This is a genomic window from Gimesia algae (assembly GCF_007746795.1).
Lineage (GTDB): Bacteria > Planctomycetota > Planctomycetia > Planctomycetales > Planctomycetaceae > Gimesia > Gimesia algae.
In genome coordinates, this window is the sequence record NZ_CP036343.1 from 5949515 (window position 1) to 5962846 (window position 13332).

Consider the following 13332-nt stretch of genomic DNA (forward strand, 5'->3'; position numbering starts at 1 on the left):
CCCTGCCGGATCGAATGCGACTTCGAGATAGTCTGGATTCTTTTCAGCTCACAGTGATACGACCTGAGAATGCGATTACTGCAGGACCTGTACACAGTAAAATCCCCTTCAAAATCAGCTACTTCGTGCTAAGCAGATAAAAATGTACATAAAAACATACTTATTATCATGAAATAGAGGGGTTCCATGAAGATATTAAGAATCCTGTCATTGCCTCTCCCCAGCTCAATTCTTAAAATACAGCGTAGCTTTAACCTGTTGCTGAACTTTAATTTGTGTTCAAAACGAACAGATATCAGCGACTCTGATCGCCCTGCTGTTACCTGCAGTTCAACAGGCACGCTCAGCAGCGCGCCGCTCAACGTGCAAAAACAATCTCAAGCAGATTGGACTCGCCTTGCACAACGATCATGACAACTTCCAGATGTTCCCACCGGGGGATGTCCGCAGAACTTATGGCTCAGGTGTGAGTGCCGTCCCAAACAGCAACCTGCGGAAGGAAAAACTTCCTGCCGTCCGCTGTCCCAGCGATTCTTCACATCAGCCGGATGGCAACGATGGCCCCACCATCTGCCTGGCCTGTCGGGGCACAACCATGAACACCGCAAGTGCCCCTGTTACTTTGATCTTCTGGAACAACAGTAACACGAAGATTCGTGAAGTCGGAGATGGGATCACGAATACAATCATGGTTTCAGAAACGTACGCCAGCGCAGAATTCTGCACCGAGCAAACTACTGCATCGAACGGCGTCTGCCCAGCAACCTGTACCAGTTTCAACGGCGGTTTAACAGGCGGACAGCAGGTTTACTCGTGGATGTACGCGTCTTTATATGAAGCCACATATTTCGGAACTGCCTACACCCCAAATAATAAGCAGCCCGACTGTGGTGCCAGCTCAAGCTCGCAGGCAGCACATCTGGCTGCACGCAGTAAGCACACGGGAGGCGCTCATGCGTTGCTCGGTGATGGTTCCGTGCGGTTTGCATCCGACAGCATTGACTCCCAGATCTGGATTAATCTGGGGAATCCCGCTGACGGAAACGTGCTGGGTGAGTGGTAAGCTTATCGCTTAACTCTGCAAAGCAGAAATTTCTGAGCGCCACTTGATTCAATAATCAAGTAGCGTTATTTTTAAAGTAGTGAGATTAAATTATCTCGGATCCAATCAGAAGCGGTTTCTGTGAGATCCCCTCCTTATTCCTCATAGCTCTAAGAATTGGATCAACATGATGCGCTACATTCTATCCATCCTGATGCTGACCTGTGTCACGACGTTTCTACAAGGATGCGGAGGAGAAGAAGCTCCGCCGGAAGAAACGTTCAATGAAATGGATCAACTTGATCCCGCTGAAGAAGCGGCGGCTCAAAAGAAAGCCATGCAGCAAAACTGATTACTCAAGCACTGTCACGCTGATTCAGACTGCAAAGTCTCTGTTACCACAGAATTTTGCAGTCTTTTTTTATCGTGTGTGGATAATAGAATTGATAAAAAGCAAAGAGTGTTCTCAATCTCAGCCCTTTCTAAAGAAGGTTGATTATCGTTCACGTGTAAATCTAGTAAACATAAGCGTTTACAAATATCATTTCCCTCTCCTTTTCGCAGATCATACTGGATTTCTTCCTCTGATTCCTCTATAGTAGAGGTATCTAAATTACTGGTAATTTCATGTATTTTTCACATGAATTTACTCAGGATGTGGCTTCTACCAATTTATTCACATTCTTGTGTTAGCACACAACCCGAAGCCAGAAATCTGTATTCAATACCTCTTAACTCAACTGAAACATTATTGCTGCCCCAGAAACTGACTGTCTGGCAATGCATTTTTACATCTATCGATTTACTCAATGTATTCCTCTGTTTCATTTTTTTTTCAGGAGTTCAAGTTATGGAAAAAGTGTTGCTCACTAAAAAGCGTGGTTTCACGCTCATTGAATTGTTGGTCGTGATTGCCATTATCGCGATCCTGATTGCATTATTATTGCCAGCCGTTCAACAGGCGCGTGAAGCTGCCCGTCGCTCAACTTGTAAAAATAATCTCAAGCAGATTGGTCTCGCTCTGCACAACTATCACGACAACTTCCAGATGTTCCCACCGGGAGATGTCCGCAGAACTTATGGTTCCGGCGTTCAATCCTGGACTACGAGCCAACTGGGTTGGATTCCCCGCATTCTGCCTTTCCTGGACCAGTCGGTGATCTATAACCAGATCAACTTCGAAATGGAGCATGGAGTGAGTGCTGCTCCCAACAACAGTCTTCGCGCAGAAAAACTGCCAGCCGTCCGCTGCCCCAGTGACTCTTCACGCCAACCCTCGTCATCTTACGGTCCCACCAACTATATGGCTTGCCGTGGTAACAATACAACCACGACCAGTAACAAAGGGACTTCGATGTTCTGGAATAACAGTGATGTCCGGATCCGCGATGTCGAAGATGGGACCACCAATACCATGATGGTTTCAGAAACATTCGCGAGTGCCGATTTGTGTACGGAACAGCCATCGGGGGGCGTTTGCCCTGCCACATGTACGAAATATACTGGAGGTGCCCAACAGGGGTATTCCTGGATGTATGCTTCATTATACGAAGCGGCCTATTATGGAACGGTTTATACCCCCAACAATAAACAACCAGACTGTGGCGGTAGTTCCAGTTCACAGTCAGCCCACCTGTCGGCACGCAGTAAGCACACAGGTGGTGCCCATGTTCTGCTCGGCGATGGCTCAGTTCGCTTCGCTGGCGACAACATTGACACAACCATCTGGAGAAATCTGGGGAATCCCGCTGATGGAAATATTCTGGGTGAGTGGTAAGCCTCTGCACTCACACAATGTCTGAATCAGCTAATAATTCAACGCCACCGGGTCTTTCGATCGGGTGGCGTTTTTTTTGAGGGATCTCCCTGCAGTGAAGATCAAACTACCAGCTACTTCCTAGGTCCAATCCCTCCTGCAGTACATTTTCCGGATACATCAGATCGTGTAATGGATAGAAACACCTGTTTTTCAATTTGTTTTTGCAGATTCTTCTGGAAACATGCTTCAGATCAGTTATAGTAAAAATAGCGAATTAATTCGCAACTTCGTGTATTTTCATTGAGAACATAATTTCTCGGCAGCTTCACTTTATCTCATTTTCCCGCGCATTCGCGCAACCCGAAGCTCTGTTAATACATTCGAATTAAAAACCGATCATCTTATTTATTTTCATCCAGCTCTCATATGGTGAAGCCTTAAGCCTCATCGTAATCATTTCGTTGCTCACGATTTTTTTATTTTTTGCAGGGGTTCAAGTTATGGAAAAAGTGTTGCTCACTAGAAAGCGTGGTTTCACGCTCATTGAATTGCTGGTCGTGATTGCCATCATCGCGATCCTGATTGCCTTATTATTGCCAGCCGTTCAACAGGCGCGTGAAGCGGCCCGTCGTTCGCAGTGCAAAAACAATCTCAAGCAGATTGGTCTCGCGTTGCACAACTATCATGATAACTTCAATACGTTTCCTCCCGGTGATGTCAGAAGAACCTACGGTTCAGGCGTTCAATCCTGGACTACTAGTATGCTGGGCTGGATCCCCCGCATCCTTCCCTTCCTGGACCAGTCTGTGATTTACAATAAGATCAACTGGGAGATGGAGAGTGGCGTCAGTGCTGCTCCCAATAACAGTATCCGCAGGGAAAAATTGACGGTTGTCCGTTGTCCCAGTGATTCTTCGCGCCAGCCCTCCTCTACTTACGGACCGACAAACTACATGGCCTGTCGCGGTACGGGTGCCTCATCTACCTCAAATATTGCAGGTTCCATTTTTGCACAAAACAGCAATGTCCGAATTCGTGACATTGAAGATGGTACCACGAATACCATGATGGTCTCGGAAACCTACGCCAGCGCCCCATTCTGCAGCGATCAGCCGTCAAGTGGCGTCTGCCCTGCCAGTTGTCGCGTCACCAGTGGGTTCCCTTCATATACGGGAGGCGCTCAACAGGGTTATTCCTGGTTCTACGCCCAGATTTATGAATCGCATTATTTCGGGACGGTTTATCCACCCAATGATAAATTCCCAGACTGTGGCGCAGGCTCAAGTACAACAGCAGCACTGCTGGCCGCCCGCAGTAAGCATGTGGGTGGAGTCCATGTTCTACTGGCTGACGGATCAGTCCGTTTTGGTTCAGAGAATATTGATCTCTCGATCTGGAAAGACCTGGGACATCCCGCCGATGGTAATATTCTTGGCGAATGGTAAGCCTGGTGTCACTTCATTATATTGAGTTCAAGATCTCGTCACCTGATGGCTCTGTCAGGTGACGAGAGTCTGACTCGAAAGATCCTGTTGAAATGCCACCACACAGTTTTGCTCCGTTCTGGACTATTTTTAGAGTCAGTTCTATTACCGGAATTATTAATCCCATGCTCAAATTGATATACACCACTCTGTTGATCACTTTTCTTTCCGTCCTCTCTACGGGGTGTGGTGAAGAAGCACCGATGGTTGAGGGAGAGTTTGATGAATCTCAGCAGATTGATCCTGCCGCAGAAGCGGAACTGGAAAAGCAGGCTCGAAAGGACATGCAGTAATTTCAGCCTGACACTCTCATTTTCGCTGAACTTATAAGGAAACTGCGGGCAGCTTCAACCGGGTCCGACAGGTATCCAGAATGACGCGTGTGGCACTGGCACCGACGCGGCTCACCCCCAGATCACGAACCTCAAGAAGTTGATCCAGCGTACGGATGCCCCCTGCCGCTTTGATTTGCACCCGGTCGGGACTGTGTGCCCGCATCAACTTCAAGTCATCCAATGTGACGCCTCCCGTGCCATATCCGGTCGAGGTTTTCACCCAGTCCACGCGCAGACTGGCACAAATGCGACACAGCCTGATTTTCTGATCTTCGGTCAAATAACAGTTCTCGAAAATCACTTTGATTTTCTGGCCTGACTGGTGCGCGATTCGGGTGATCGCCCCGATTTCGTTCTCCACATACTTCCAGTCACCACTAAGCACCCGCGAAAGATTGACGACCATGTCCAGTTCTTCACAACCATCCAGAATCGCCTGTTCTGCTTCGCGCTGTTTCATAACCACCGTATGTCCCCCATGCGGAAAGCCAATGGTTGTGCTGGGGTGAACTGTGGAATGTTCCAGAATTTCGGCACATCGCTTGAGGTAAAATGGCATAATACACACACTGGCCACATCATACGCCAACGCCAGTTGACAGCCCGCCTCCAGTTCCGGAACAGTTAATATGGGACTTAACAGGGAGTGATCGATCATTTTTGATATTTTTTTAAACTGATCTTCCATGAGTATTACTCTCGACAGGGAATATAATTTCGCAGGTAAGTATGACACTGTCTCAACGCAGCCAGACACGATTCTGTGGAGCCTTCATAGGCACGATCCTCAACTTCCACACACACCGGTCCCTGGTAACCAATCTCATTCAATTGTGAAAAGAAACTGCCCCAGTCAACCTGACCCAGTCCAGGTAACTTGGGAGTATGATAATCCAGGGGATACGCCATAATTCCTACCTGATCCAGCCGATGCTGATCGACACGCACATCCTTGGCATGCACATGGAATATCCGATCGGCAAAATCACGAATAGGAGCCACATAATCCATCTGCATCCACACCAGATGGGAAGGATCATAATTCAGGCCAAAATATTTACTGGGAATATCCGCATACATCCGCCGCCAGATCGCAGGAGTGCAGGCCAGATTTTTCCCGCCCGGCCATTCGTCCTGGGTAAACGACATCGGACAGTTTTCGATACCGATGCGTACCTGTTGCTGTTCCGCAGATTGAATAATCTCAGGCCAGGTCTGCAGAAAACGAGGCCAGTTCTCATCGACCGACTTTTTCCAGTCCCGGCCGATGAAGGTATTCATGCGATTGATCCCCAGTTTTCCCGATGCGGCGATGACCTTCTGAATATGCTCCATATACTTACCGGCCTCCTCCGGATCGGGACAGAGAGGATTCGGATAATAGCCCAGCGCACTGATCTCGATACCGAATTCATCGGAGAGCTGTGAAATGGTCGCGACATCGGAATCGGTAAACTGTTCAGCAGAAATATGGGTAATTCCCGCATAGCGCCGGGAATCGTTTCCTTCAGGCCAGCACATGACTTCCACACAATCATAGCCGATTTCTGCTGCCGCCTGAAATACACTGCGTAGATCATAATCTGGTAAAATGGCCGTCACAAACCCCAGTTGCATTCTCTAATCCTCCCTGCTGCCGATAGTGTGAGTCTTTCCGGAAAACCTGCTTCCGAGACTGATATCATAAGCAACTAAGAAGAACAGGTCTACAACCCGAAACAGAAACGGTCAAGTTCAAAGCGGCTGTAACATGATGGGGGGAGGCAGTTGTGACTGAATCAAGCAGTCAAACAGCAGGTGGGGTTACCAGATTTCTTTCAGGTTAAATTCGTAAGCCTGCATACGGCGGCCTGCTCCGAATTCTTCCGGGGATTCTGCCAGGACACGCACCCAGACACGCTCGCCTTGGTATTTCCCTTCAATGGAAATATGGCAACCTAACTGATCATCATAATCGACGGGTAATGCCTGCCAGTATAAAGTCTCTACTTCCTCAAATATCTCACCCAGATTGAGGATATTGAAGCAGAACTTGGAAGGCGCCAGGACACCGTCCCACTCGCCACCGACAATCTCGGTATTGGATGCAAACAATGACACTTCCCACTCGTTGCGGCTACTGTTGTGGAAATAATGACATCCGATCGGCGAAAGCATATCGACATCATACATCAGCGATGCCACTTGATTTGCCATTGTTTTCAGCCATGAAGGTGGGGCAGGCATCTGAAGTATTCAATCTAGTAACTGGTCTGGAAGTTGGGTGAATGACTTTATCCGCAGTTAATCAATTTACACTTGAACTCAGGTAACGACAAATGAAGTGTTTTCACACGACAACCTGTTTCCCGGTTTAAATGCAACTAATCTAATCAATGGAAGTGCCTTGCCTGAGGCTACGTTTTATTTAGCCATATTTCTTGCTGCAAGACAGCAATCCAGCGAATATTCGAAAGTGAGTTGTTTCATCGAACTACGTACTCAAACACTCTCGAATGCCCGATTCAGGGATTACTGTCGCAAAAAAAGTGCCAAAGAGAGATTGATAAAAGAATTAGTGACTGACGCCGTTTTGTTAATCAGTAATCGTTAAATATCTCGCTGCCTTAGTTCTGAAAAGCAATTAAACTGAAAGGGATTCTTTCAGAAAATAAGTCGTAGATCGGACAGGTGAGATTGTGTGTAAAAAAATAAACACCTTTGATTCACAGAATGTTCAAAGGTGTTTACATTTTGTTGTTTTCAGGAAACAGCAGCGGCGTTTCTAATCAACTTGTCAGAAGTCCATTGATCATCATAATCGCAGCCGGCCCTACCAGTACCACAAAGATACCAGGGAAAATAAACAGCACCAGTGGGAAGATCATCTTAACGGCTGTCATCGCCGCCTGCTCTTCGGCCAGCTGGCTGCGTTTCACGCGCATACTGTCTGACTGCACACGTAAAGCCTGGGCAATCGACGAACCAAATTTATCAGCCTGAATCAGAATCGCCGCCAATGCCCGCATATCATCCACACCGCTGCGAATACCCAGATCATGCAATACTTCCCGTCGTGGACGCCCCATCTGTAATTGCAGATTACACAAGGCAAACTCACTGCACACATCAGGCGCGGTCTCTTCCAGCTCCTCAGAAACCCGTCGCATGGCGGCATCCAGCCCCAGACCAGCCTCCACGCACACCACCAGCAGATCCAGCGCATCAGGCAGTGACAGAAAAATACGTTCTACCCGCCCCTTAACCAGTAGACGCAGTATAATTTCAGGAAGATAAAAGCCGATTCCCCCGGCAATCACCAGAGAAGTCCAGCCATTTTGAGACATCCCAAAGTTATAAAAGCCATAGCCCGACCCCAGCAACACTCCCAGGAGACCTAACGCAACTTTTAACGAGAGAAAGATGGAAGGAGCCGCTTCTGAATTATAACCGGCATTCGCCAGTCGCACTTTTAACTGATTTTCTTCCAGTTCCGATTTTGGTGTTAAAGCCTTCGAGAGTGCGGGAGCTGCCTTTTCTAACAACGAACTGGTTGAATTCGCATCATCGGGATTATTGCGCAAATGGGGATTTCGTAATTCATCCAGCCGCTCGTTGGCACGTGAATGATCTGAATTCAGTTTGTTGATCAGGGCAATCACCCCCACAATCACCATTCCGAATATAGCCCATGGTATTAATTGAACAAAGTCCATGTTTAATTCTCCAACATACAACGAATGAAATCAGCAGTCATGTTATTTCAGATATCTATTCACCTGGCAAAATCCGACGGATTCCAGTCTGATCAGATTTTGATATTTACAATCTTTTTAATCCACAAGGCGCCCAACACCTGCAGTACGATACCACCGGCAATCATTTTCCGCCCCATTTCATCCGTGAACAGGAGCATCACATAATCGGGATTGAGATAGTAAACAGCAAAGAACAATGCAATCGGCAAAGCCATCAGCACGACTCCACTGATACGACCTTCCCCCGTCAAAGCCTGGACCTGTCCCATGATTTTAAACCGTTGTCTGATGATGTAACCGATTTTGTCCAGAATCTCAGCCAGGTCACCCCCGGCCTGCCTCTGGATGACAACCGCTGTCACAAAGAACTTCAAGTCCAGGTTCGGCATCCGCTTCAGCATGCTTTTCAATGCTGCATCAATGGGAACACCCAGATTCTGTTCTTCATACGCTAACGCAAATTCTGTAGAAATCGGTGGCGGCATTTCCTGAACCACAACGCTGAGCCCGGAGGATAAACTGTGCCCGGAACGTAACGCACGCCCCACCAGTTCCAGTGCATCAGGTAACTGTTGCCCGAATTTTTTGAATCGCCGATTGCGACGGAACAACAGCCACATAAACGGCAAAACCCCAGCTCCCATTGCTGCCACTGGGCAAAAGGGACCAGGTGCATTCGTGAACCAGGCGACAGCAAAACCCAGCGAACCGCAAACTGCGGTCATTAGTAGAAATGTGTCTGCTTTGAACGGCGCTTCAGCCTGCTCCAACAGCAGCTTGATATTTCCAAACTTCTCAAACAGGTGTGCCACCTGATCAGACAGGCTGTTCAAGCCTCCCTTCACAAATTCTTCTTTGAGCAACGAGGCCGACTCTTCCGTTGATTTCTTTTTGCCAGTAATGACGGCCAGACGATCTTCAGCCTTGCTGGATGAAAAATCCTTAATAACGAAGATGACGGCCCCTGCAAAAGCCATCATTCCCAGAAATGCAGCGATGGAGATGATGAGTGTCTGATCCATCTCGGATTACCTTTATCGTTTGAAAAGTCGTGTTTTATATCTGTTAAAAACAGTATTTATTTCAGCCCTGCAAGACGCGATTGGCAAACAGGTTCCCTGGCAGACGAACACCTGCTGCCTCCAGTCGATCCATGAATGCCGGTCGTACTCCGGTTGCTTCAAAATGACCAAAAGCTCTACCGTCAGCATCAATGCCGTCCTGAATGAACAGGAAAATATCCTGCATAATCACAGTGTCCTGTTCCATGTTCAGAACCTCTGTCACGTGGGTTACCTTTCGAGGCCCCCCCTGCAGTCGGTTCACCTGAATAATCAGATCGACGGCGGAAGCGAATTGTTGCCGCAACGCTTTTAGAGGCAGTTCCACTCCCCCCATCGTAATCATGGTTTCCAGACGGGATACAGCATCGCGGGGAGAGTTGGCGTGAATGGTGGTCAGTGAACCTTCGTGACCGGTATTCATCGCCTGTAACATGTCCAGTGATTCACCGCCACGGCATTCCCCGATGATGATCCGGTCCGGTCGCATACGCAATGCGTTTTTCACCAGGTCCGTTGCGGAGATCGCACCTTTGCCTTCAATGTTGGGAGGACGGGTTTCCAGGCGTAAAATATGTTCCTGTTGGAGTTGAAGTTCCGCCGCATCTTCGATCGTAATTACACGGTGGTCACTCTGAATAAATCCCGATAATGTATTTAACAGCGTCGTTTTACCAGAGCCGGTACCACCACTGATGATGGTATTAATGCGTGCTTTAATGGCTCCTTCCAGCAGCATGGCGATTTCCGGAGTAAACGCCCCGAACCGCAGCAGATCTTCCAGCCCCAGCGGATTCGATCCGAATTTACGAATCGTTAACGAGGGACCATCCAGTGCCAGCGGAGGGATGACGGCATTCAATCGCGAGCCATCAGGCAGACGGGCGTCAACCAGCGGAGAAGTTTCATCCACACGTCGTCCGACCTTGGAAACAATCCGGTCGAGGATCTGCAGTAAATGCTGATTATCGCGGAATACGACATTGGAACGTTCAATCCGTCCATTCTTTTCCACGAACACATGCTTGGGACCGTTGATCATGATATCCGCAATATCCTGATCTTTGAGCAGCAGTTCGAGTGGCCCGAAACCAAAGGTCTCGTCCAGAATCTCTTCAATCAACCGCTCCCGTTCAGAACGGTTGAGCAGTGGATTTTCCGTATCACACAAATGCTCGATGACCAGTCGGATTTCCCGACGCAGTGAATCACCTTCCAGATCACCCACACGAGACAGGTCCAGTTTTTCAACCAGCTTGCCATGAATCAGTCGTTTCAGATCATCAAAAGCCATATTGGAATCGGCGTGCGAAAAGCCAGTAGCTGCCATCTTATTCATAACTCCTTGAAGTTGTGTCTTTTATTTCAAAACCAGAATGTTCTGTCCGACATCGACATCCGCGATCACATCAGATTTCCAGAGAGATGTGAGGGTTTTTCAGTTTAAATTTAGTTCATAAAATGACATCAAGTCGGCTTAAGAATAAAATGTGGCTGAAAAGCAGCATCTCTGCATCAGATAAAGCTGGTGTGACTTAACGATTCTGCCGATGATGTCCTCTCTATGCTCTCTGAGGATCAATCCGGTTGATCCCATCGCAATCCTGATGGACCATAAGATTGCTATATTCAGCTGCTTTTCACACCTGCGAGGTGGATTTTCATGAGTGTCACAACAGAAAATCAGATACTTCCAGCATCCCCCCTGCTGCGCTCTGACATACAGCAGCAGTAATCCCTGACGGTATTACCGTTACAATCCAGAAAAGTAAAAACATTGCTGCAATTATCAATCATTATTCCAACTTATTGCGAAGCGGAAAATCTGACGGTACTCATCCCGCGTGTGAACCATGCGCTGACTGATGCCGGACTGGATGCGGAAATCATTGTGGTCGATGACGACAGCCCGGATGGGACAATTCAGGTTTGTAAAGAACTGGCTGAAAACTTTCCCCTCCGATTGATCACACGCAAAAAAGAACGTGGACTCTCCACCGCCGTGATAGCAGGACTGGATGCAGCAACAGGAGACATCCTGCTGGTCATGGATGCAGACCTTTCCCATCCTCCCGAAAAAATTCCGGAACTGGTATCAGCACTTAATCAGCCGCAGACGGACTTTGTGATTGGCAGCCGCTATATCGAGGGAGGCTCTACCGACCAAAGTTGGGGCTGGTTCAGAAAATGGAATTCACGGGTGGCAACCTGGTTATCCCGCCCTTTCACCAAAGCGAGTGACCCCCTGGCCGGTTTCTTTGCACTTAAACGACAGAGCTTTTTGAAGTCTCGCCAGATCCTGAATCCGGTGGGATACAAAATTGGATTGGAACTCATCGTCAAGAGCCGATGTCAAAACGTGACCGAAATCCCGATCGATTTTGCGGATCGAGTGGCGGGGACCAGTAAGCTCTCATTCAAGGAACAGCTGCGCTACCTGAAACATCTCAAACGACTCTTCGATTTCAAATTTCAGAACTATGCCTATTTCCTCCAGTTCGCACTGATTGGGCTTACGGGAGTCTTTGTTAATCTGCAGATGCTTGCCCTGCTCTCAAACTGGATGATTTCTCCAATCGCAGTGGCACTGGCGATCTGGACCTCCATGAGCACAAACTTCCTGCTCAACCGGAATATCACCTTCTCGTATGCGAAGCATGCACCAATACTGAAACAGTATCTGAGATATTGTGGCAGTTGCCTGACAGGGGCCATCTTTAACTGGCTGACGACGATGGTCCTCAGCCGGTCCTTCCAGTTCTTTGAGAAGCGAATCCTGCTGGCGGCATTTATTGGGATTCTTGTCGGCATGGGCTTCAATTTTCTACTCTGCCGATACCTGGTTTTCTCCAAGCACAAACCAGCAGACGAAACAACACTCACCGATAAGGAACTCAGGCATACAGAGTAAATAGCACCTGTAGCGCGTCAGATACTTTCTGTTCCAAACCCTGAACCTGTCAGCCTGGCAGATCATCCTGCTGTGGAGGCTGACGTTTCTGTTGCTGGGCGACTTTTCTTTGAAACTGCTCAAAGGAATGCGTCAATGAATCCAGCAGGCGAGGAATATTCGGCGCGGCCAGATGAACGCGGGCAGACACACACGAACGGGGGAAAAACGTGGTAATGAAATCGAATGAAAATTCCGTCGCCGAGTGTCCAATCCGAACGGCATTCGCATACGCGCCGCACAGCATTTCATCGGGCAGCTTCAATTCATCATACAGTTCTTCTGCTGAAGGTGGTTTCTGGGCAGATTCTACCGGGCTGATCTTGGTTTCTGAAGCCTCCTGATTACCGGATTCTGGAGTTCTTGTCTCTCCGACGACTCCCGCTCCGCCCGCAGCCGCACCCGAAACGGAATCCGCAACCGAAGATGCAGGCTTCTCCGTTTCAGAAGTTTCGATACCTGCTCCGACATTGATGGATTCAGAGGAACCAGTCACCGCGGGAGGCAAAGGCGTAGGGATGACAGGAGTTCCAAACCGATTTTCGTAGTTCGTCAAATTGTCGCGGAGTGCACGTATCATCTGGGGAACCACTCCGATCGGTAGTACGACCCGTGCGACAACCTGCTGAGGCGTGGAAATTCGTAACAGAAAATCGAGAATAAATTCGTGGCCTCCCTGCAGCACGACAGCTCCCGTACTGAAAACGCCACGCGAGACACCTTCCGGTACACGGGCACTGACCTGGGAATGCCTGATCTCCTGCGTATGGCGTTCCGGGTTGAATTCGGGAGAATCATCATTATCTTCTGCTGGCGTCGGATTATCACTCATGGCTACTGTTTCATTCTTTCAGGATTCTCTACGGTCTTGCGACTCTAAGATCTTGGTTTACAATAATCATAGTAGGGTCTCGGACGACACTCAGCAAACCAGGCAGAGCATTTTGATCATTTCCAACGATCT

At 48.3% G+C, this 13332-nt stretch carries 13 protein-coding genes; 6 read left to right on the forward strand and 7 right to left on the reverse strand.

Features of this window, described 5'->3' with window-relative positions; translation table 11 throughout:
- Nucleotides 1-385 precede the first annotated feature (385 nt).
- The 5 genes from Pan161_RS22150 to Pan161_RS30700 all read left to right on the forward strand — a co-directional run bounded on the left by Pan161_RS22150 (nucleotide 386) and on the right by Pan161_RS30700 (nucleotide 4578).
- Nucleotides 386-1063 carry a DUF1559 family PulG-like putative transporter gene (locus Pan161_RS22150; protein ID WP_449267340.1) on the forward strand — a complete coding sequence of 226 codons (678 nt, stop codon included), beginning with the start codon at nucleotides 386-388 and terminating at the stop codon, nucleotides 1061-1063.
- 166 nt (nucleotides 1064-1229) lie between these two features.
- A complete protein-coding gene (locus Pan161_RS30695; RefSeq protein WP_197995463.1) occupies nucleotides 1230-1394 on the forward strand; it encodes a hypothetical protein in 165 nt (54 codons plus the stop codon).
- Nucleotides 1395-1892: 498 nt separating this feature from the next.
- Complete coding sequence (locus tag Pan161_RS22155) at nucleotides 1893-2819, forward strand: DUF1559 domain-containing protein (RefSeq protein ID WP_145230938.1); 927 nt, start codon at nucleotides 1893-1895, stop codon at nucleotides 2817-2819.
- A gap of 482 nt (nucleotides 2820-3301) precedes the next feature.
- A complete protein-coding gene (locus Pan161_RS22160) occupies nucleotides 3302-4246 on the forward strand; it encodes a DUF1559 family PulG-like putative transporter (protein ID WP_145230940.1) in 945 nt (314 codons plus the stop codon).
- A 164-nt stretch (nucleotides 4247-4410) separates the two neighbouring features.
- Nucleotides 4411-4578 (forward strand): hypothetical protein, encoded by a 168-nt coding sequence (locus tag Pan161_RS30700; RefSeq protein ID WP_197995464.1) that lies wholly within the window; start codon nucleotides 4411-4413, stop codon nucleotides 4576-4578.
- 31 nt (nucleotides 4579-4609) lie between these two features.
- Here the strand turns inward: Pan161_RS30700 and deoC are convergent, their stop codons facing one another.
- From deoC to Pan161_RS22190, 6 genes are all read right to left on the reverse strand, one after another.
- Nucleotides 4610-5308, reverse strand: coding sequence for a deoxyribose-phosphate aldolase (gene deoC / locus Pan161_RS22165; protein ID WP_145230942.1), 699 nt, complete (start codon nucleotides 5306-5308; stop codon nucleotides 4610-4612).
- Nucleotides 5309-5313: 5 nt separating this feature from the next.
- Nucleotides 5314-6237 carry a sugar phosphate isomerase/epimerase family protein gene (locus Pan161_RS22170; RefSeq protein WP_145230944.1) on the reverse strand — a complete coding sequence of 308 codons (924 nt, stop codon included), beginning with the start codon at nucleotides 6235-6237 and terminating at the stop codon, nucleotides 5314-5316.
- Between the two features lie 186 nt (nucleotides 6238-6423).
- Nucleotides 6424-6816 (reverse strand): hypothetical protein, encoded by a 393-nt coding sequence (locus tag Pan161_RS22175; RefSeq protein WP_145230946.1) that lies wholly within the window; start codon nucleotides 6814-6816, stop codon nucleotides 6424-6426.
- Nucleotides 6817-7388: 572 nt separating this feature from the next.
- Entirely contained in the window at nucleotides 7389-8315 is a 927-nt protein-coding gene (locus tag Pan161_RS22180; protein ID WP_145230947.1) for a type II secretion system F family protein, read from the reverse strand.
- A 92-nt stretch (nucleotides 8316-8407) separates the two neighbouring features.
- A complete protein-coding gene (locus Pan161_RS22185) occupies nucleotides 8408-9379 on the reverse strand; it encodes a type II secretion system F family protein (protein WP_145230948.1) in 972 nt (323 codons plus the stop codon).
- A gap of 61 nt (nucleotides 9380-9440) precedes the next feature.
- Nucleotides 9441-10757, reverse strand: coding sequence for a CpaF family protein (locus Pan161_RS22190; protein WP_145230949.1), 1317 nt, complete (start codon nucleotides 10755-10757; stop codon nucleotides 9441-9443).
- Between the two features lie 438 nt (nucleotides 10758-11195).
- Between Pan161_RS22190 and Pan161_RS22195 the strand changes: the two genes are divergently transcribed.
- On the forward strand, nucleotides 11196-12329 hold the full coding sequence (locus Pan161_RS22195) for a glycosyltransferase (protein ID WP_145230950.1): 1134 nt from the start codon (nucleotides 11196-11198) through the stop codon (nucleotides 12327-12329).
- A 49-nt stretch (nucleotides 12330-12378) separates the two neighbouring features.
- Here the strand turns inward: Pan161_RS22195 and Pan161_RS22200 are convergent, their stop codons facing one another.
- Nucleotides 12379-13200 carry a DUF3467 domain-containing protein gene (locus tag Pan161_RS22200; RefSeq protein ID WP_197995465.1) on the reverse strand — a complete coding sequence of 274 codons (822 nt, stop codon included), beginning with the start codon at nucleotides 13198-13200 and terminating at the stop codon, nucleotides 12379-12381.
- Between the last annotated feature and the right edge of the window lie 132 nt (nucleotides 13201-13332).

Coding starts and splice junctions, on each gene's coding strand:
- Pan161_RS30695 (WP_197995463.1), top strand. CDS start 1,230: ATGATGCGCTACATTCTATCCATCCTGATGCTGACCTGTGTCACGACG.
- Pan161_RS22155 (WP_145230938.1), top strand. CDS start 1,893: ATGGAAAAAGTGTTGCTCACTAAAAAGCGTGGTTTCACGCTCATTGAA.
- Pan161_RS22160 (WP_145230940.1), top strand. CDS start 3,302: ATGGAAAAAGTGTTGCTCACTAGAAAGCGTGGTTTCACGCTCATTGAA.
- Pan161_RS30700 (WP_197995464.1), top strand. CDS start 4,411: ATGCTCAAATTGATATACACCACTCTGTTGATCACTTTTCTTTCCGTC.
- deoC (WP_145230942.1), bottom strand. CDS start 5,308: ATGGAAGATCAGTTTAAAAAAATATCAAAAATGATCGATCACTCCCTG.
- Pan161_RS22170 (WP_145230944.1), bottom strand. CDS start 6,237: ATGCAACTGGGGTTTGTGACGGCCATTTTACCAGATTATGATCTACGC.
- Pan161_RS22175 (WP_145230946.1), bottom strand. CDS start 6,816: ATGGCAAATCAAGTGGCATCGCTGATGTATGATGTCGATATGCTTTCG.
- Pan161_RS22180 (WP_145230947.1), bottom strand. CDS start 8,315: ATGGACTTTGTTCAATTAATACCATGGGCTATATTCGGAATGGTGATT.
- Pan161_RS22185 (WP_145230948.1), bottom strand. CDS start 9,379: ATGGATCAGACACTCATCATCTCCATCGCTGCATTTCTGGGAATGATG.
- Pan161_RS22190 (WP_145230949.1), bottom strand. CDS start 10,757: ATGAATAAGATGGCAGCTACTGGCTTTTCGCACGCCGATTCCAATATG.
- Pan161_RS22200 (WP_197995465.1), bottom strand. CDS start 13,200: ATGAGTGATAATCCGACGCCAGCAGAAGATAATGATGATTCTCCCGAA.